Origin of the sequence: Neorhizobium sp. NCHU2750 (assembly GCF_003597675.1) — a bacterium.
In the GTDB taxonomy this organism is placed as follows: domain Bacteria; phylum Pseudomonadota; class Alphaproteobacteria; order Rhizobiales; family Rhizobiaceae; genus Neorhizobium.
This window is the reverse complement of the sequence record NZ_CP030827.1, coordinates 3,586,328-3,605,303: the sequence shown is the minus strand read 5'-3', so window position 1 is coordinate 3,605,303 and position 18,976 is coordinate 3,586,328. Positions and strand designations below refer to the sequence as shown.

The following is an 18,976-nucleotide window of genomic DNA, read 5'->3' as shown; positions in this document are numbered from 1 at the left end:
GTGAGTTTTAAAGCAAGCCTCCTTCAATTCATCGTCATGCTCTCTCTTGCGGGCATTGCCATTCCGGCAAAAGCCCAGGAAAAGGCGCTCAATCTGGTTGGCTTCGGCGACAGCCTGATGGCCGGCTACCAGCTGGCGCCGACGGAATCCTACACCGCCCAGCTCGAGGCAGCCTTGAAGGCCAAGGGGGAGAATGTCGCGATTACCAATGCTGGCGTTTCCGGCGATACGACATCGGGTGGCCTGTCGCGCATCGACTGGTCGGTGCCGGACGGTACGGATGGGGTTATCCTCGAACTCGGCGCCAATGACGCGCTGCGCGGCATTGCGCCGGAACAGTCGGAGAAGAACCTCGATGCGATGCTCGCCCGGCTGAAGGCGCGCGGCATTCCTGTCCTGCTTGTCGGCATACTCGCGCCGCCCAACATGGGCGGAGACTATGCCGAGAAATTCAACCCCATCTACAAGAACCTCGCCGAGAAATACGGCGTGCCGCTCTATCCTTTCTTTCTGGATGGCGTGGTGACCGTGAAGGGCATGCAGCTAGAAGACGGCATGCATCCGAACGCCAAAGGGGTGGCCGTCATGGTGCAACATTCCCTCGCCGTGGTTGAGACATTTCTCGGGGAGATCCGTTCTGCTGCAAAATAACAACTTGCGCGGAACGGCAATGCGTGGTCCGCTGTTGATATTCGCAAGAGATTCGAGGAGGTTCGCTTATGCCGAGACTTTTCACCGCCCTCGAAGTTCCGCGCAATGTTGCCATGTCCCTGTCGCTCCTGAGGGGCGGAATACCGGGCGCGCGCTGGATCGACGTCGAGAATTACCACATCACGCTCCGCTTCATCGGTGACGTCGACAACCGCACGGCCGACGAGATCGTCGACCGGCTGGACCGGATCGACCGTCCGGAATTCCAGGCGCAGCTGACAGGCATCGGATCCTTCGGGTCGAAGAAGCCGCATTCGGTCTGGGCTGGCGTGTCGGTATCGCCCGAGCTTCTGGCGCTTCAGGGCGAGATCGAGCGGATATGCCAGCAGCGGATCGGCCTGCCGCCGGATCCGCGCAAGTTCATGCCGCATGTGACGCTGGCGCGGCTGAAGAATTGCCGCCTTGACGATGTGGTTCACTATCTTTCCGGGCGCGGCAATTTCCATACCGCACCTTTCACCGTGTCGCGCTTCGTGCTTATGTCGTCGAAGGAATCCGTCGGAGGCGGGCCGTATGTCACAGAAGAGATATTCTCTCTGAGGGAAGAAAGCGGCGGATACGAATACGGCGATCTGGAAACGGCAAGAACCTATTTCTGAAGAAGCCAGTCCAATGCCCTATGAGTTGTTCGACGCCGAGACGGCGGCCAAGGCCTTGGCTGACCTTGATGGCTGGGAGCTTTCGGCCGATGGCGCTGCCATCCGCAAATCTTTCAAATTTCCCTCCTTCGCCCGTGCTTTCGGCTTCATGACGGAATGCGCCATGGCGGCAGAGCGGCTCGATCATCATCCCGACTGGAGCAACAGCTATTCTCGCGTGGATGTGAAACTGACCACCCATGCCAAGAAGCAGCTGACCGATCGGGATTTCAAGCTTGCCGCGATCATGGACGAGGCGTGGCTGCGCCATCTTTGAAATGCCTTGCTTCGTCGCCATATTGGGCCGGTTAACACGACGGAGTGCCGAATGGACGATGTGAAGATCGGTGAGATCCTGTTGCCCGGCGACGAGGACACGCAGACGCGTCGCGAAAAGCAGGTGCGGGCCAGATTCTGGCCGACGCTGAAGAAAGCCGTCAAATACATACCGATGGGCCGCGATCTGATCGCCGCCTATTATTGCGCGGTCGATCCGATGACGCCAATGCGGGTGCGCGGCGTGTTGCTTGCCGCACTTGCCTATTTCGTCCTCCCCTTCGACGTCATCCCAGACATGTTTGCGGTGATCGGCTTTACCGACGATGTCGCCGTTCTCGCGGCGGCCCTGCGGATGATCCAGGGCCATATCGCGGACCGTCACTATGAGGCCGCCGACAGCGCACTTGCCGACGAGCCCGATCTTGGCGGTGCTGCCAAGCCCGCCTGATCATCGCTTGTCTTAGGATGTGCCCTAATTGGAGCCGTTGTCCTCGAGGCTGCGGCGCAGATGCTGAAAGGCAAGCCGGATGCGGGACTTGACGGTGCCGAGCGGCAGGCCAGTGGTTGCGGCGATCTCGGCGTGTGTCTGGCCGAGAAAAAAAGCGGCGCGGACCAGTTTCATCTGCTCGTCGGGGATCTGGCTGAGTGCCAGCCTTACCCGCGCGTCACGTTCCTCACCTTCGATCAGCGCGTCGCTGGTGTGCGCCTCCATCATCATCCATTCCAGTTCGCCGAAGGCTTCCTTGCCCCTGGCGCGCCGCTGAGCATCGACGCGGCGGTTTCGTGCGATGCGAAAAAGCCAGGTGGAAAGCGAGGATTTGTTCGGATCGTAGAGCGAGGCACGGTGCCACAGGACGGTCATCACCTCTTGGACCAGTTCCTCGGCCTCGTCGACAGGCATGCGCTGGCTGGTGAGCCAGGATTTCAGGCGGGGCGCAAAGTGATAGAACAGCACGCCAAAGGCAGCCTGATCGCGCTCTTCGGCTACGGCCCTTGTCAAGCGCGCAAAATAATCCCTGTCCTCAACCTGCATCCAAACTACGCAAATTTAAAAGCCTAGATTCGCATCTATGTGGCCATTCTAATGTCATTGCGGGAGTTTGGAAGAGGACAAACTGTTGCCCTAATCCTTGTGTCATTGGCTCCAATCCCACCGTGTTGTCGCCCGCACCGCAGCCGTCGCGATTTCCAGGAGGTCTCGATCACGGCACACTGATCCACAGGCGCGCATGCGGTCCGCGCCGTTGACGGATTGGTAACCAGAATTAAGTCAAAATGAACCAGATCATGGCCCGCTTCGGCAATCTCTACCGTTGAAGCGTCACGTATAACAAACCCGGCAGGAAACCATGTCCGTACGCACAGTCGCACTCGCCCTGGCTCTTACTTTCGTAAGCGCAGGCATCGCCTCGGCCCAGACGCCGACCCGTATCCAGCAATTCAAGGCGTGGGGCGCCTATTCCTACAAGTCCGGCAACAGTACGGTCTGCTACGTTCTTTCCGTTCCGACGACCAAGGAGCCCGCCAGCGTCGACCACGGCGACATCTTCTTCATCGTGTCGCAGCGTCCGGGCCAGAGCGTGTCCTACGAGCCGCAGGCCATGGTGGGATATCCGCTACAGGCCAATTCCAAGGTTATCGTGACGATCGACAACAAGAGCTTCACCATGTTCACCAAGGACAAGGCAGCCTGGGTCGAAAACGCTGCCGAAGAACCGGCTCTCGTGAACGCGATGAAGACCGGCCACAACATGAGCGTCGGCGCCGTGTCCGGTCGTGGCACCAAGACATCCTACACCTATTCGCTGCAGGGCATTTCGGCGGCACTGAAGCAGATCGAGACCTGCAAATAAGCGATGTCCGCATCGGAAATCTCAAGGAAGGCCGGTTCGCCCGGCCTTTTTGCATTTCAGGGGTTTCTTGAACGGTAGTGACGTCACGCCCATTTGATGCTAAAGGCCGCGGCAACACTGGTTCTGCGCCGGGCTTTCAAGCCGGATGGCGACGATCGAACCTACAGGAATTCACGGAAAGTCATGCCAGGCAATGCACCTTGACGGGTGCCATGGCATCTTATGGACAGGATGAAAGACATGTCGGTTTCCGCGACGCTCGATGCCGGCACCATTGCCAAGAAGCCACTGGTCGCCAATCCCGATCTTTTCAGCACCAAGCCGTCGCTGATCGGCCTGACGCGGCCTGAAATGGCAAAGGCGCTGCATGAGAAGGGCGTGCCGGAAAAGCAGTTGCGCATGCGCGTCAACCAGCTGTGGCACTGGCTCTATATCCGCGGCGTCTCCGATTTCGATCAGATGACCAATGTCGCCAAGGACATGCGCGAGATGCTGAAGGAGCATTTCACCATCGCCCGGCCGGAAGTCGTCGAGGAGCAGATTTCCAATGACGGTACCCGCAAATGGCTGCTGCGCTTTCCCTCGCGCGGTGCCGGCCGCCCGGTCGAGATCGAGACCGTCTATATTCCCGAGGAAGGCCGCGGGACGCTGTGCATATCGAGCCAAGTCGGCTGCACGCTGACCTGTTCCTTCTGTCACACCGGCACGCAGAAGCTGGTGCGCAATCTGACGGCGGAGGAAATTCTCTCGCAGCTGCTTCTGGCACGCGACCGGCTTGGTGATTTCCCCGGCGCGGACACGCCGCCCGGCGCCTTCGTGCCGACCGGCGAGCGCAAGGTCACGAATATCGTGATGATGGGCATGGGTGAGCCGCTCTATAATTTCGATAGCGTCAAGACCGCGCTCCTGATCGCGACCGATGGCGATGGCCTGTCTTTGTCGAAGCGTCGCGTGACGCTGTCGACATCCGGCGTGGTGCCGGAAATCTACCGCACAGGCGAGGAAATCGGCGTTATGCTGGCAATCTCGCTGCATGCTGTGCGCGACGAGCTGCGTGACATGCTGGTTCCGATCAACAAGAAATACCCGCTGAAGGAGCTGCTCGAAGCCTGCCGCAAATATCCGAGCCTGTCGAATGCCCGCCGCATCACCTTCGAATATGTGATGCTGAAGGATGTCAACGACAGCCTGGAGGATGCCAAGCTGATGGTGCAGCTGCTCAAGGGCATTCCGGCGAAGATCAACCTCATCCCGTTCAACCCGTGGCCGGGTACCAACTACCAGTGTTCGGACTGGGCGACGATCGAGAAATTCGCCGACTTCATCAACCAGGCCGGCTATGCATCGCCGATCCGCACGCCGCGCGGCCGCGATATCCTTGCCGCCTGCGGGCAGCTCAAGTCGGAATCGGAGCGCATGCGCAAGACCGAGCGGCTTGCTTTCGAAGCGATGATGATCGCCGGTCACGGCGAAGACGACGATTGATATGGGAAACCTCGTCCGCAACGAGAGGACGAAACTGACGGCGACCTATGTTAACGGGGTCGCCATTGCGATTTTCGTCGTCGGCGCCCTGGCGCCTTCGATAACAGTAACGAGCTCGCAGGCTCCATTATGGCCGGTTATTGCGCCCACCATCATGATTTGCGTTTTCATCTCTGTCGCATTACATTTCGTGGCGAGGCGTATTTTGAAAGGCCTTGAAGATGACAAATGAGTTGGCGCAGTTCCTGACATTCATGATCGCGCCCGTCGGTGCGCTGATCATTGCCGGCATCATGCTCTACGTCACGCGTCACGATCGCCGTGACGCCGAAAAGAAGCATTCCTCCCGCTAATCATCGCGCCTGGGTGAAGAAGATCTTCGCGGCAAAGACGGAGAAGACGCCGGCAAAGGTGTAATCGATGCCGCGCAGGATCCTTGGATTGGCCTGCAGCCAGACCGAGAGCCTGTCGGCGGCGAGCACGACGATGACGTTGAGCGGCATGCCGATGGCGATGAAATAGATTCCGAAGAAGATCAGCTTGCCGGTGACATGCGGATCCTGCGCCGAGACGAATTGCGGCAGGAAGGTCATGAAGAAGATAATGATCTTCGGGTTCAGGATATTGACCCAGAAACCGAGCGACATGCTGGCAAGCGCGCTTGTTGCCGGGCGTTCGACTTTCTCCACCGACAGGCTCGAGCCGAAACGGATCGCCTGGATCGCCAGCCAGAGCAGATAGGCGGCACCGCCGGTCTTCAGGATGAAGAAGGCGGTCGGTGACGCGGTAATCAGTGCCGAAATGCCGAAGGCGACCAGAAGCGTGTGGCAGACGACGCCGATATTGGTGCCGAAGACCACGAACAGCGCTGGCCTGCGCCCTTCGCTGATGGCCCGGTTGATCGACAGGGTCATGTCCGGCCCCGGCGTGATCGACAGAAGCAGGCCGGCTGCCGTGAAGGCAAGCAAGGCGGCGGGGCTCGGCAGAAATTCCATGGCGGACCTCGAAAAGCCGGATAATCTGGCTGCCTGTTTATCCGGCCTTCGGCCTCCAGCCAAATGAATCAATCAGCTGCCACTGATGAATTTCCTTGATGCATCGGCGAAGTCGGGATGCCAGCGCGACAGCGGCGGCCTGTTTTCGATGATATCGCCAATCGCCCAGGCCATGCGGCGTTCGTCGGTGGCGCGGTCGACGTCGTTGTCGGGGCAGAGGATGTAGAAATCGCCGCGCTCAAGGCTTTTCAGCATGAAATCGGCGGTTTGATCCGAGGTCCAGGCGCCAGCGGGCTTTTCCGTCCGGCCACCTGCGGCAAGAGGCGTGAAGACGAAGCCGGGGATCAGCAGATGCGCCGAGACCTTGCAGCCTTCGATATTGCGCAATTCGTGCTGCAATGCCTCGGTGAAGGCTTTTACGCCGGCCTTGGAGACATTGTAGGCGGGGTCTCCCGGAGGCGTGGTAATGCCTTGCTTGGAGCCGGTATTGATGATCAATGCAGGCTCGCCATGGGCGATCATGGCCGGGCCGAAGGTGCGGCTGCCATTGACGACGCCCATGAGGTTGACGGCCAGCACGCTCTCCCAATTTGCCTGAGGGCCGAAAATGCTGCTGCCCGGCTGAATGCCGGCATTGTTCATCAGCACGTGCACACGGCCGAAACGCTGGACGACGGCGCGCTCCAGTGCCGCAATCTCCTCTGGTTTCGACACATCCGTGCCGATCGCCACGACGTCGTGGTCGCCATCCTCGGCAAGTGCGGCGACCTCGCGTGCGGCCTCGACGAGGCGATCACCTTCAAGATCGGCCAGCACGACGCAAAGTCCTAGACGGGCAAACTGCCTGGCGGCGGCAAGGCCTATGCCGGAGGCAGCGCCGGTAACAACGGCGACATTGTGCTTTTTCAGGGCGGGGTGTCCGGTGATCATGGGGCGGATCTCCTCTTCAGAGGCTGCGGTTTAAGCGTGCAGCCGGATATGGTAGGTTTCGATATCCCGTCAACATGACGAGGAGTTTAACGGAGCGACGTGATGGGCGAGATCCTATCGATCAGCATGGACGAGGAAATGACGGCCTTCGTGAAAAGGCAGGTCGATGACGGGCGCTATGCTTCCGAAAGCGACGTGATCGAGGAGGCCTTGCGGCTGTTGATGGAGAGCGAGGAAGCCTCGATCGAGGCCATCCGGGCAGCCATCGACGAGGGCGAGGCGTCCGGTGAGCCACAGCCACTTGATCCAGAAGCGTTTCTTGCTGAATTGCATCGTAACCATGGCCGCTAAACCGGGCATTTACATTCTTTCTCCAAGAGCGAGACGCGATCTGGCCGATATCTGGCTCTATACCCGGGATAGGTGGTCGATCATCCAAGCGGACGACTACTATCGCGATCTGATATCGGGCATGGAAGCACTGGCCCGTGGCGGAAGACGTGGCAAGCCGATCGACGAAATCCGCCTCGGATATTTCAGCCTCACCTCCGGCTCCCATAAAATCATCTACCGCGAAACCATCCCGCACATCATCGTCGTCCGCATCCTGCATCAGCGGATGAATCTGCGGCGTCATCTCTGACGCCGATATTTTGGGTTTTCCTTGCGTGGCCCCAGAAACTCGCTAAAAGTGCCGCCATTCCCGACACGCCGGTCCCGACCAGGGATCGCTCACCACCGCAGACGGACATTTTCGACATGGCACTCCCGAAAGACGTAAAGAAGGTCGTTCTCGCCTATTCCGGCGGTCTCGATACCTCGATCATCCTGAAATGGCTGCAGACCGAGCTTAATGCAGAAGTCGTCACCTTCACGGCCGATCTCGGCCAGGGTGAAGAACTGGAGCCGGCACGCAAGAAGGCCGAGATGCTCGGCATCAAGGAGATTTATATCGAGGACGTCCGCGAAGAGTTCGTCCGCGATTTCGTCTTCCCGATGTTCCGTGCCAACGCTGTCTATGAAGGCGTTTACCTGCTCGGCACGTCGATCGCCCGCCCGCTGATCTCCAAGCACCTGATCGAGATTGCCAAGAAGACCGGTGCCGACGCGATCGCCCATGGCGCGACCGGCAAGGGCAACGACCAAGTCCGTTTCGAGCTTTCCGCCTATGCGCTGAACCCCGACATCAAGGTCATCGCTCCCTGGCGCGACTGGGCTTTCAAGAGCCGTACCGACCTTCTGAACTTTGCCGAGCAGAACCAGATCCCGGTTGCCAAGGACAAGAAGGGCGAAGCGCCGTTCTCGGTCGACGCCAACCTGTTGCACTCGTCTTCCGAGGGCAAGGTTCTGGAAGATCCGGCAGTCGAGGCTCCGGAATATGTGCATATGCGCACCATTTCTCCGGAAGCCGCGCCCGACCAGGCCACCACGATCAAGATCGGCTTTGCCAAGGGTGATGCCGTGTCGATCAACGGCGTCGCCATGTCGCCGGCGACCCTGCTTGCCCAGCTCAACAATTATGGTCGCGACAACGGCATCGGCCGTCTCGATCTCGTCGAGAACCGCTATGTCGGCATGAAGTCGCGCGGCGTCTACGAGACCCCCGGCGGCACGATCCTGCTCGCAGCCCACCGTGCGATCGAATCAATCACGCTCGACCGCGGCGCTGCTCACCTCAAGGATGAGCTGATGCCGAAATATGCGGAGCTGATCTATTACGGCTTCTGGTTCTCGCCGGAGCGCGAAATGCTGCAGGCCCTGATCGACAAGAGCCAGGAACATGTCGAAGGCGAAGTGACGCTGAAGCTCTATAAGGGCAATGTCATGGTCATCGGCCGCGAGTCGGCCAAGTCGCTCTATTCCGACAAGCTGGTCACCTTCGAGGACGACCAGGGCGCCTATGACCAGAAGGACGCTGCGGGCTTCATCAAGCTCAATGCGCTGCGCCTGCGCACGCTCGCCAAGCGTAACCAGGTGAAGTAACCGGCGTCTCCGTCGCCGTGTTTTTCGAGGCCTCGCCGTTCAGCGGCGGGGCCTTTTTCGTGGCATCTGCCGATTTATTGGCGCTTGCTGACGAAGCGATGGGCGAGATAGCTGGCGACGGCGATGAATTCCATGGCCGGGATGATCGTGCCAAAGGATTTGAGCGGGGTGGCGAAGGCCGCCGCGACAAGGCCGCCGGCAAAGCCGCCACCCATCTGGATGAAGCCCATCAGTGCCGAGGCGGAGCCCGCGACCTTCGGGAATGACGCCAGTCCGGCGGTCACGACATGCGGTGTCAGCAGGGCAATCCCGAAGGTGCAGATGCCGACGGGGCCCATGATCGAGACGAAATGCGGATCGATCAGATGGACCGACAGGAACATCAGGCCGCCGCCGACACCGCAGAAGCAGATCCCGAGCGTGACGGCCTGCGAGCCCGAGATGCGGCCGGACATCAGCCTGAGGGCTATCGAGCCTGCGAGGTAGGATCCCGTCTGTACCAGCATGCCCATGCCGAACTCGGTCGGTGTCAGGCCGACGACATCGATCATGACGAAGGGCAACATCGTGCCCTGCGCATAGAGCGCCCCGACGGAGCCCCCGAGAACCAGCGATGGCAGAAGGAAACGGAGATCCGTCAGCAAGGCCGCATAGGTGCGTAACAGGGTTTTCGGTTTCAGCCGCGAGCGATCCGCAACGGCGGTCTCCTTGAGAAAGAAAACGCAGCCTGCAAGAAGAATACCGCCAAAGGCGACCATCAGGAGAAAGATCGATTGCCAGCCGAATGCCGAAAGCGCCAGCCCGCCGATCGTCGGCCCAAGCGCTGGCCCGACGGCAAGGGTGATGCCGATCATGTTCATGATCCGCGCGGCCTGGGCGCCGGTAAACTGATCGCGGACGGCGGCGCGGGCGACGGTGACGCCCACCGACGCACCGATGCCCTGGACAAGGCGACCGGCAAGGATCCAGTCGACGTCGATTGCCAACGCGGCGATGAGCGATCCGAGAAGGTAGATGAGGAGAAAACCGATCGAGGCGGCGCGGCGGCCGAAGGCGTCGGAAACCGGGCCTGCCAGAAGCTGGGCGATGGCAAAGCCGCCGAAATAAAGCGACAGACTGAGCTTGATGGCGGCTTCCGTGGTGCCGAAAGCACGCACGAGATCGGGCATGGCCGGCGTATAGACCGCCATCGATACAGGGCCGATGGCCGTCAGCATGCCTCCGAGCACCGTCGTGCGCGTTTCGCTCATGACCGGTGGTCGTTCGGCAGTATCAGATGCGGTCATTGACAGCCGATTGGCTCGGAAGGCAGGCTTCCTGCAGGTTCCTGTTGACCATGGCGAGCGAGGTTTCGAGTATCCGCCGCTGCTCCCCGGTCATTCCCGAGGTTGCCTCATCGAGAAGACCGTGCAGTTCCTGCCTGACCCGGCGGACCATGTCGTCGGAAGCCGGCGTCAAGGCGATGCGCTTGGCCCGTCGGTCGGCGGAGCATTTGTGGCGCTCGATCAGCCCCTGTGCCTGCAGTTTATCGAGATAGGTGCAGAGCGTCATCGGTTCGACACCCATGCGCGAGGCGATGTCGAGCTGTCGGCTGCCGGCGTGGTCGGCGATGTGGAGCAGCGCTCTCGCCTCGCCGGGCGTCAATCCGAGGCCCATGCCGTTGATGCGATTTTCGAAGGCGGCACGCAGCAGGCGTGCGGTATCGACGATCAACAAGCCCAGGATGTCGCCCGGAAGATCGTTCTGCGTCGCATCGTCGGAAATCTTGGCGGCCACGGTCATAAGTCTGCCTTACTATCTTTCCGCATCCACGCAAACGGAAAAGCGGCCGGTGCGCCCGGCACGAGCGCCACGAGTGCGTGATGCAGGCCTTGCAGCGCCAAAGGATCACGATGATTGTCGATGAAGAACATCGGCGGGCTTGATCCGTTCCTCCGACAACCTATCCTGTAGAACAGACATCGTATTTCGAATTGCAGAAGGATTTCCCTGATGGCCCAAGCTCCTGTCAATCGCGCACTCGTGGAGTGGAGCGGACATCAAGGCCTGCCGCGCTTCGACCTCGTCAAGGACGAGGATTTCGCCCTCGCCTTCGATGCGGCACTTGCAGAACATGAAGCGGAGATAGAAGCGATCGCCGCCAATCCGGAAGCGCCGACATTCGAAAATACCGTGGTGGCGCTGGAGATTGCCGGCGACGCGCTGTCGCGGGTCTCGGCGCTGTTCTGGGGCAAGGCCGGCGCCCATACGAACGAGACGATCCAGGCTTTGGAGCGCGAGGTGGCGCCGAAAATGTCGCGGCACTATTCAAAGATCGGCACCAACCCGGATCTCTTTGCCCGCATCGACAGGCTGTGGGACAGGCGCGCCGAACTCGATCTCAGCCTTGAGCAGGAGCGGGTGCTGGAGCGGCATTGGAAGGGCTTCGTCAAGTCGGGTGCCAAGCTCGCAAAGCCAGAACAGGACCGGCTTTCGGCGATCGGCGAAAAGCTCGCCGGTCTTGGTGCCCAGTTTGGCCAGAACGTGCTCGGGGACGAGAAGGACTGGTCGCTGAAGATTTCCGATGAGGCCGATCTCGAAGGCCTGCCGACGTTCCTGCGGGATGCGATGGCGGCGGCCGCGAAGGACCGCGGCGAGGACGGCGGCTATGCGGTCACCCTGTCGCGCTCGATCATCGAGCCGTTCCTCACCTTCTCGGCGCGACGCGACCTGCGCGAACAGGCATTCAATGCCTGGGTCGCCCGCGGTGCCAATGGCGGGGCGCGTGACAATCTCGGCATTGTCGGCGAGACGCTGGCGCTGAGGGCCGAAAGGGCGAAACTTCTCGGCTATGAAAACTTTGCCGCGCTGAAGCTCGACAACACGATGGCCAAGACCGCCGAGCATGTGAACGAGCTGCTGCGCAAGGTCTGGGACAAGGCGCGTTCCAAGGTGCTGGAGGAAGAAGCAAGTCTTGGCAAGCTCATCGCCGAGGAGGGCAAGAACCATCCGGTCATGCCCTGGGACTGGCGTTATTATGCGGAGAAGCTGCGCGAGCGGATGTTCTCCTTCTCCGAATCCGAGCTCAAGCCATATCTGCAATTGGAAAAGATCATCGAGGCCTGCTTCGATGTTGCGCATCGGCTTTTCGGCGTGACGATCACCGAAGTGAAGGGCGTCGCCGCCTATCATCCGGATGTTCGCGTGTTCGAACTGCGTGACGAGACGGGTACACTGAAGGCGGTTTTCCTTGGCGATTATTTTGCCCGTTCATCCAAGCGCTCGGGCGCGTGGATGAGTTCCTTCCAGTCGCAGCACAAGCTGACGCTGAAGAATGGTGCCGAGGGCGAGCTGCCGATCATCTACAATGTCTGCAATTTTGCAAAGCCGGCTGCAGGCAAGCCGGCGCTCCTGTCGCTCGATGATGCGCGAACGCTGTTCCACGAGTTTGGCCACGCGCTGCATGGCATGCTGTCGGACGTGACCTATCCATCGGTCTCCGGCACGGGCGTCTCGCGCGATTTCGTCGAACTGCCGTCGCAGCTTTACGAACACTGGCTGACGGTCCCTGAAATTCTGGAAAAATACGCCGTCCACTATGAGACCGGCAAGCCGATGCCGAAGGAACTGCTCGACAAGGTTCTGGCGGCGCGTACCTTCAATGCCGGCTTTGCCACGGTCGAATTCACCTCCTCGGCGCTGGTCGACATGGCGTTTCATACGCGTGACAAGGTCGAGGATCCGATGGCGGTGCAGGCCGAAGTCCTGGCGGAGCTGAAAATGCCGGCGTCGATCGTGATGCGCCACGCGACCCCGCATTTCCAGCATGTGTTCTCCGGTGACGGCTATGCCGCCGGCTATTATTCATACATGTGGTCGGAAGTGCTGGATGCGGACGCGTTCGCAGCCTTCGAGGAAGTCGGCAACGCGTTCGATCCAGTCATGGCGCGCAAGCTCAAAAACAATATCTATTCGGTCGGCGGCGCGATCGATCCGGAAGTCACCTACAAGGCCTTCCGCGGCAAGCTGCCGGATCCCGAAGCAATGCTGAAGAAGAAGGGTCTTGCCATGGTGGTGGAGCTTGCCGGCAGCGACGCCTGACCATCGGGCAAACCCCTTGGTTGAAGAGCTGTCACATGGTTGTCGCAAAACTGTAACGCAGCTGTCATGAAGCCTCAATAAGGGAACCGGCATCACCTTCTCCCGACGCCGGTTCCCATGACAATTGCCACATCGCCACGAGACGCTGCCGTATCGACGGCCGGACTGGAGCTGCATTACGGTGCAACCCCGGTGCTGAAAGGTATCGATGTGGCGCTTGGCCAGGGGCAGACGTTGGCGCTGCTCGGCCCCTCCGGATGCGGCAAGACCACGCTGCTGCGGCTGGTCGCCGGCCTGCTGGCACCGAGCAAGGGTTCGGTTTCGATCGCGGGGCAGGTGGTTGCGGATGCCGCGACCTCGGTCTTTGCGCCGCCTGAGAAGCGCAATCTCGGCATGGTCTTTCAGGACTATGCGCTCTGGCCGCATATGACGGTCGGAGGCAATGTTTCTTTTCCACTCGAAATGCGCGGCGTCGGTCGCGCGGAACGCGAGCGCCGGACGCTTGCAGCGCTCGAAAAGGTCGGGCTTGCCGCCTATGCCGGCCGTCGTCCGAGTGACCTTTCCGGTGGCCAACAGCAGCGCGTGGCGATTGCCCGCGCCATCGTTGCCGAGCCGCAGCTTATCCTTTTCGATGAGCCGCTGTCCAATCTCGACCGCGAATTGCGCGAAAACATGGTGGGCGAGCTTGCCGAGCTGATCACCTCCCTCGGTCTCACCGCAATCTACGTTACCCATGATCACTCGGAAGCGCTGACGCTTGCCGATCAGGTGGCCGTCATGCGCGGCGGGTTGATCGAACAGCTTGCAAGCCCGGATGAATTGATCGCCCGCCCCGCAACGCCCGAAGTTGCCGACTTCCTGCGCCTCGGAGGGATTGCCGATCTTCAGCGCCGCGATGAGGCCTGGCTGTTCAAGGGTAGCGATGTTGCGCTGGTCGGCGCGCCGTCCGGTGCTTCCGATACGGCGCGCGTGTTGATCCCGGTTGCTGCGCTCACCGTAGGCGAGATCCGGCCCGGTCGTCTGGCGGCGACCGTGCTGCGCTCGCAATTCCGCGGCGACGGGCATCTGGCGACCGTTACGCCGGTCGGCGTGCGTGACGTCGAGCTGCAGGTTCTCAGCCGCAACAAGCTCAAGCCCGGTGATGCGGTCGGGCTTGCCATCGATACCGACCATATCCGCTGGTTCGAAAATCTGGATCATTCACCTCAATAAACATTCACCCAACAGGGAGCTTTGGGACATGTTCAAGTCGTTGAAGAGCATTACACTCGGTGCCGTTGCCGCCGTTCTCATGGCCGGTGTCGCGCATGCCGACATCACCGTTTACACCGCTGGCCCGCAGAGCCTGATCGACAAGATGTCGGAAGGGTTCACCAAGGAAACCGGCATCAAGGTCAACGTCTTCCAAGCCACGACCGGCAAGGTTATGGCGCGTATCGAGGCGGAAGCCTCGAACCCGGTCGTCGACGTGCTGATCTCGGCCTCCTGGGATACTGCGACCGACTTCGAAAAGCGCGGCTGGCTCGTCAAGTATTCGAGCCCGAATGCTGCCAAGGTTCCGGATTTCCTCAAGTCCGACTATGCCGTCGCACAGGGCATCTCGGCTCTCGGCATTGCCTGGAACACCAAGAGCGGCACGCCGAAGCCGTCCGAATGGGCTGACCTGACCAAGCCGGAATACAAGGACATGGTCAATATCCCGGACCCGGCCCAGTCCGGCTCGTCCTTCGAGCTGACGGCGGCGCTGGCCGGCCAGGATGACTTCAAGCTGTTCAAGGATCTGCAGGCCAATGGGGCGGTCATTGCCGGTGCCAATGCAGATGCGCTGAACCCGGTGCTGCAGGGCGCCAAGGCTGCCGTTTTCGGTGCCGTCGACTACATCACGCTTGCCGCCAAGAAGAAGGGTGAGACCATCGACGTGATCTTCCCGGCTTCCGGCACGGTGATCGCGCCTCGCCCGGCGATGATCCTCAACTGGTCGAAGCATCAGGACGAGGCCAAGAAGTTCGTCGACTACATGCTGTCCGACGAAGGCCAGAAGATGGTCGCCGCACAGATGCTGATGCCGGCCCGTACCGATATCCCGGCAGACCGCGCGCTGATCTCCGATCTGAAGCTGCTGAAATACGATACCGCTGCCGTCTACGGCAAGCGCAAGGAAACGCTGGCCGAGATCACCAAGATCTTCGGCGGCAAGTAAGCCTTGGCTCGGGGGATAGGTCGATGAAGGGACATTCCATCGGCGGGTCGGCTCCGGCCGCCTGGCTGGCGATCGCGGGACTGGTTCTCGTCGTCGCCGTTCCCTTCATTGCCGTCGTCCTGCAGGGCATCTTCCCCAATCTCGGACAGGGCTCGTTCTCGGGCCCTTTCTCCTCTTTCGCCGCAACGCTTTATGACAGCGCGCTGATCGGCATGGCCGGCAATACGATCCTGCTCGGATTCTGCGTCGTGCTGGTGTCGGCGGTTGTGGCCGTGCCGCTCGGCGTGTTCCGGGCGCTCTATCGCGTGCCGGGGGCGGCACTGTTCGATGTCTTGCTGCTCGTGCCGTTCATGATCCCGCCCTATATCGCCACGCTGGGCTGGATCATGACGTTGCAGCCGCGCGGTTATCTGCAGCAATTGCTCGGCTTCAATCTGGCGCCCTTCCTGTTCTCGCTTGCCGGCATGACGCTGGTGATGGCGTTCAACACGTTTCCGGTCGTCTACTTCGCCGTGTCGCGCACTGTGGAAGCGGTGGGCGCACGCTATGCGGATGTCGGCCGGGTGTTCGGCGCGACGCCTGCCAGCGCCTTCTGGCGGATCACACTGCCGCTTTCCGCACCGGGGCTTGCCGCCAGCCTGATGCTGGTCTTTGCCGCGGCAATCGAGGAATATGGCACGCCTGCAGCACTCGGGCGCCGGGCCGGCTTCCAGGTTCTCGTCACCGGCATCGATCTCAGGATTACCGACTGGCCGATCGATCTTCCGGGCGCCTCGATCATGTCGCTGTTGCTGGTCGGTCTGTCGCTGGTCGCCTTTCTCGGCCAGCGCTGGATATTGTCGCGACGCTCCTACCAAACGGTGAGCGGCAAGCCGATGGCCAAGGACAAGCGGCCGCTTGGCGCCATGAAGTGGCCGGTATTGATGGCCTTCATCATCGTCTCGTTCCTTGCGACCGGCGTGCCGCTCCTGTCTATCCTGGCGACGGCCATGTCGCGGACGATTTCCGGTGGTCTGGCGCTCGGCAATATGAGTTTCGACAATTTCATCTCGGTGTGCGGCAACAGCGCCGGCGCGCTCGGTGCGCTTGCCAACAGCTTTTCGCTCGGTATCGGTACGGCTCTCATCACCGGCCTGATCGGAGTAACCGCCGCCTATACGGTGGTGAAGACGAAAATCCGGGGAAGACTGGCGATCGATGTGTTGACGATCATCCCGAATGCGCTGCCGGGTATCGTTGTCGCCGTCGGCCTGATCCTCGCCTGGAACATGCCCTTTCTGCCCGTGACGCCCTATAATACCGGCTTCATCCTGCTGCTTGCCTATTGCTGCATCCTGCTGCCGCAGACGATGCGCTATTCGACGGCGGCCTTCCAGCAGATCGGCGACAATCTCGAAGCGGCGGCCCGCGTCTTCGGTGCTTCCAGCGTCACCGCCTTCCGCCGCATCCTGCTGCCGCTCGTCTTTCCGAGCCTTGCCTCCGCAATGCTGCTCGTCTTCGCGCTCGCCTCGCGTGAGCTGGTCGCTTCCGTCGTCATCGCGCCGGTCGGCATGCAGACGATCGCCACCTTCATCTGGCGACAATTCGAACAGGGGGCGATCGGGCTCGGCATGGCGATGGCCTTCATCGCCATCCTGATCACCACATTGCTTCCGCTTGTGCTTCTCGCGTTGCTGAGGAGGAGCGGTCTCGTCGCCGAATAGGCCATGGATTCAACCGTTGCGCTTGGCCCCCCTTTCGCATTTGCAAAAAACGGGGTATGAGCGCGCCAACGAAATTGGCGTGGCCCCGTGATTGTTGCGCCCCAACTTCAGAGAACCCCGAATATGGCACTTCGCAACATCGCGATCATCGCGCACGTTGACCATGGCAAAACGACGCTCGTTGACGAACTCCTGAAACAGTCGGGCTCGTTCCGCGAGAACCAGCGCGTTGCAGAACGCGTGATGGACTCGAACGACCTCGAAAAGGAACGCGGCATCACCATTCTCGCCAAGGCGACGTCGGTCGAGTGGAAGGGTGTTCGCGTCAACATCGTCGACACCCCCGGCCACGCCGACTTCGGCGGCGAAGTCGAGCGCATTCTCTCGATGGTGGACGGCGCGATCGTTCTGGTCGACTCGTCGGAAGGCCCGATGCCGCAGACGAAGTTCGTCGTCGGCAAGGCTCTCAAGGTTGGTCTTCGCCCGATCGTTGCGATCAACAAGATCGACCGTCCGGACGGCCGCCACGAAGAAGTCATCAACGAAGTCTTCGACCTGTTCGCAAACCTCGACGCTACCGACGAACAGCTCGACTTCCCGATCCTTTACGGTTCCGGTCGCGATGGCTGGATGAACTTCAACCCGGAAGGCCCGAAGGACGAAGGTCTGGCACCGCTGCTCGATCTCGTGCTGAAGCACGTTCCGGAGCCGAAGGTCGAAGAAGGTCCGTTCCGCATGATCGGTACGCTTCTCGAAGCCAACCCGTTCCTCGGCCGCATCATCACCGGTCGCGTTGCTTCCGGCTCGATCAAGCCGAACCAGGCCGTCAAGGTTCTGAGCCAAGATGGCAAGACGGTCGAAACCGGCCGTATCTCCAAGATCCTCGCATTCCGTGGTATCGAGCGTCAGCCGATCGAAGAAGCCGTTGCCGGTGACATCGTCGCCATCGCCGGTCTCTCCAAGGGCACCGTTGCCGACACGTTCTGCGATCCTTCGGTCACCGAAGCCATGCAGGCCCAGCCGATCGACCCGCCGACCGTCACCATGTCCTTCATCGTCAACGATAGCCCGCTGGCCGGCACCGAAGGCGACAAGGTTACCAGCCGCGTCATCCGTGACCGCCTGTTCAAGGAAGCCGAAGGCAACGTCGCGCTGAAGATCGAAGAAGCCGAAGGCAAGGATTCGTTCTACGTTTCGGGCCGTGGCGAACTTCAGCTCGCCGTTCTGATCGAAACCATGCGCCGCGAAGGCTTCGAGCTTGCCGTTTCGCGTCCGCGCGTCGTCATGCACAAGGACGAGAACGGCGTCACCATGGAGCCGATCGAAGAAGTCGTCATCGACGTCGATGAAGAGCATTCCGGCGTCGTCGTGCAGAAAATGTCCGAGCGCAAGGCAGAGATGACCGAACTGCGTCCTTCGGGCGGCAGCCGCGTTCGCCTCAAGTTCCTGGCTCCGACCCGCGGCCTGATCGGCTACCAGTCGGAACTTCTGACCGATACGCGCGGTACGGCGATCATGAACCGCCTGTTCCACGACTACCAGCCTTACAAGGGTGAGATCTCGGGTCGTACCAACGGCGTTCTGCTCTCCAACCAGGCCGGTGAAGCGGTTGCTTACGCCATGTTCAACCTGGAAGACCGCGGCCCGATGATCATCGAGCCGGGCGACAAGGTTTACATGGGCATGATCATCGGCATCCACACCCGTGACAACGACCTCGAAGTCAACGTTCTCAAGGGCAAGCAGCTGACGAACATCCGTTCGGCCGGCAAGGACGAAGCCGTTCGCCTGACCCCGCCGATCCGCATGACGCTCGACCGCGCGCTGTCCTGGATCCAGGACGACGAACTGATGGAAGTGACGCCGAAGTCGATCCGTCTGCGCAAGATCTATCTCGACGCCAACGACCGCAAGCGCTTCGACAAGTCGAAGGCTGCTCTCTAAGCGAGATCCGCATTTCTTCTTAAAAAGCCCCGCCTAACCAGCGGGGCTTTTTTCTGCGTCCTTTTTCTGTGTCTGCGCAAATCACACGACTTGTAGCAGCGGTTAAAAAAGCGTTAACTCGGTCCGTGTTGTCCCCTTGAGAAGTCTGTGGGCAATCCGTCTGGTTAATGAAAGA

General features: G+C 60.6%; 20 protein-coding genes. 15 read left to right on the top strand and 5 right to left on the bottom strand.

The window, feature by feature from the left end; genetic code table 11:
• The 4 genes from NCHU2750_RS17475 (at position 1) to NCHU2750_RS17460 (ending at position 2,076) form a co-directional block, all read left to right on the top strand.
• Positions 1–651, top strand: a complete 651-nt coding sequence (locus NCHU2750_RS17475) for an arylesterase (RefSeq protein ID WP_502703800.1) — start codon at positions 1–3, stop codon at positions 649–651.
• A 68-nt stretch (positions 652–719) separates the two neighbouring features.
• Complete coding sequence (gene thpR / locus NCHU2750_RS17470) at positions 720–1,310, top strand: RNA 2',3'-cyclic phosphodiesterase (RefSeq protein WP_119941664.1); 591 nt, start codon at positions 720–722, stop codon at positions 1,308–1,310.
• Between the two features lie 13 nt (positions 1,311–1,323).
• Positions 1,324–1,626, top strand: coding sequence for a 4a-hydroxytetrahydrobiopterin dehydratase (locus tag NCHU2750_RS17465; RefSeq protein WP_119941663.1), 303 nt, complete (start codon positions 1,324–1,326; stop codon positions 1,624–1,626).
• A 51-nt stretch (positions 1,627–1,677) separates the two neighbouring features.
• Positions 1,678–2,076 (top strand): YkvA family protein, encoded by a 399-nt coding sequence (locus tag NCHU2750_RS17460; RefSeq protein ID WP_119941662.1) that lies wholly within the window; start codon positions 1,678–1,680, stop codon positions 2,074–2,076.
• A 24-nt stretch (positions 2,077–2,100) separates the two neighbouring features.
• Here NCHU2750_RS17460 and NCHU2750_RS17455 read toward each other — a convergent pair whose 3' ends face one another.
• Positions 2,101–2,661 (bottom strand): sigma-70 family RNA polymerase sigma factor, encoded by a 561-nt coding sequence (locus NCHU2750_RS17455; RefSeq protein WP_119941661.1) that lies wholly within the window; start codon positions 2,659–2,661, stop codon positions 2,101–2,103.
• A 316-nt stretch (positions 2,662–2,977) separates the two neighbouring features.
• Between NCHU2750_RS17455 and NCHU2750_RS17450 the strand changes: the two genes are divergently transcribed.
• From NCHU2750_RS17450 to NCHU2750_RS31180, 3 genes are all read left to right on the top strand, one after another.
• Positions 2,978–3,481 (top strand): invasion associated locus B family protein, encoded by a 504-nt coding sequence (locus NCHU2750_RS17450; RefSeq protein ID WP_119941660.1) that lies wholly within the window; start codon positions 2,978–2,980, stop codon positions 3,479–3,481.
• A gap of 240 nt (positions 3,482–3,721) precedes the next feature.
• Complete coding sequence (gene rlmN / locus NCHU2750_RS17445) at positions 3,722–4,966, top strand: dual-specificity RNA methyltransferase RlmN (protein WP_119941659.1); 1,245 nt, start codon at positions 3,722–3,724, stop codon at positions 4,964–4,966.
• 221 nt (positions 4,967–5,187) lie between these two features.
• The gene (locus NCHU2750_RS31180; protein ID WP_256377691.1) at positions 5,188–5,319 is read left to right on the top strand and encodes a hypothetical protein; all 132 of its coding nucleotides are present in this window, start codon (positions 5,188–5,190) and stop codon (positions 5,317–5,319) included.
• Here the strand turns inward: NCHU2750_RS31180 and NCHU2750_RS17435 are convergent, their stop codons facing one another.
• Both NCHU2750_RS17435 and NCHU2750_RS17430 read right to left on the bottom strand, forming a co-directional pair.
• Positions 5,320–5,961, bottom strand: coding sequence for a LysE family translocator (locus NCHU2750_RS17435; protein WP_119941657.1), 642 nt, complete (start codon positions 5,959–5,961; stop codon positions 5,320–5,322).
• Positions 5,962–6,033: 72 nt separating this feature from the next.
• Positions 6,034–6,891 (bottom strand): SDR family NAD(P)-dependent oxidoreductase, encoded by an 858-nt coding sequence (locus tag NCHU2750_RS17430; RefSeq protein ID WP_119941656.1) that lies wholly within the window; start codon positions 6,889–6,891, stop codon positions 6,034–6,036.
• Positions 6,892–6,993: 102 nt separating this feature from the next.
• Here NCHU2750_RS17430 and NCHU2750_RS17425 point away from each other — a divergent pair, with 102 nt between their 5' ends.
• The 3 genes from NCHU2750_RS17425 (at position 6,994) to NCHU2750_RS17415 (ending at position 8,874) form a co-directional block, all read left to right on the top strand.
• Complete coding sequence (locus tag NCHU2750_RS17425; RefSeq protein WP_119941655.1) at positions 6,994–7,242, top strand: type II toxin-antitoxin system ParD family antitoxin; 249 nt, start codon at positions 6,994–6,996, stop codon at positions 7,240–7,242.
• Positions 7,193–7,534: a type II toxin-antitoxin system RelE/ParE family toxin gene (locus NCHU2750_RS17420; protein ID WP_245480275.1), complete on the top strand. Its 342-nt coding sequence runs from the start codon at positions 7,193–7,195 to the stop codon at positions 7,532–7,534. Before NCHU2750_RS17425 ends, NCHU2750_RS17420 begins: the two co-directional genes overlap by 50 nt.
• A 116-nt stretch (positions 7,535–7,650) precedes the next feature.
• The gene (locus NCHU2750_RS17415; RefSeq protein ID WP_119941653.1) at positions 7,651–8,874 is read left to right on the top strand and encodes an argininosuccinate synthase; all 1,224 of its coding nucleotides are present in this window, start codon (positions 7,651–7,653) and stop codon (positions 8,872–8,874) included.
• Positions 8,875–8,948: 74 nt separating this feature from the next.
• On the opposite strand, the gene NCHU2750_RS17410 is transcribed toward NCHU2750_RS17415, so the two are convergent.
• Together NCHU2750_RS17410 and NCHU2750_RS17405 are read right to left on the bottom strand one after the other, a co-directional pair.
• Positions 8,949–10,124 carry a multidrug effflux MFS transporter gene (locus tag NCHU2750_RS17410; protein WP_119943476.1) on the bottom strand — a complete coding sequence of 392 codons (1,176 nt, stop codon included), beginning with the start codon at positions 10,122–10,124 and terminating at the stop codon, positions 8,949–8,951.
• Between the two features lie 22 nt (positions 10,125–10,146).
• Positions 10,147–10,656, bottom strand: a complete 510-nt coding sequence (locus tag NCHU2750_RS17405; protein ID WP_119941652.1) for a MarR family winged helix-turn-helix transcriptional regulator — start codon at positions 10,654–10,656, stop codon at positions 10,147–10,149.
• Positions 10,657–10,866: 210 nt separating this feature from the next.
• On the opposite strand from NCHU2750_RS17405, the gene NCHU2750_RS17400 reads away from it, so the two are divergent.
• The 5 genes from NCHU2750_RS17400 (at position 10,867) to typA (ending at position 18,801) form a co-directional block, all read left to right on the top strand.
• On the top strand, positions 10,867–12,954 hold the full coding sequence (locus tag NCHU2750_RS17400; protein WP_162939670.1) for a M3 family metallopeptidase: 2,088 nt from the start codon (positions 10,867–10,869) through the stop codon (positions 12,952–12,954).
• 117 nt (positions 12,955–13,071) lie between these two features.
• Complete coding sequence (locus NCHU2750_RS17395) at positions 13,072–14,166, top strand: ABC transporter ATP-binding protein (RefSeq protein ID WP_119941650.1); 1,095 nt, start codon at positions 13,072–13,074, stop codon at positions 14,164–14,166.
• A gap of 28 nt (positions 14,167–14,194) precedes the next feature.
• Positions 14,195–15,154: an ABC transporter substrate-binding protein gene (locus NCHU2750_RS17390; RefSeq protein ID WP_119941649.1), complete on the top strand. Its 960-nt coding sequence runs from the start codon at positions 14,195–14,197 to the stop codon at positions 15,152–15,154.
• 23 nt (positions 15,155–15,177) lie between these two features.
• On the top strand, positions 15,178–16,857 hold the full coding sequence (locus NCHU2750_RS17385) for an ABC transporter permease (protein WP_119941648.1): 1,680 nt from the start codon (positions 15,178–15,180) through the stop codon (positions 16,855–16,857).
• 123 nt (positions 16,858–16,980) lie between these two features.
• On the top strand, positions 16,981–18,801 hold the full coding sequence (gene typA / locus NCHU2750_RS17380) for a translational GTPase TypA (RefSeq protein WP_119941647.1): 1,821 nt from the start codon (positions 16,981–16,983) through the stop codon (positions 18,799–18,801).
• Positions 18,802–18,976: the final 175 nt, after the last annotated feature.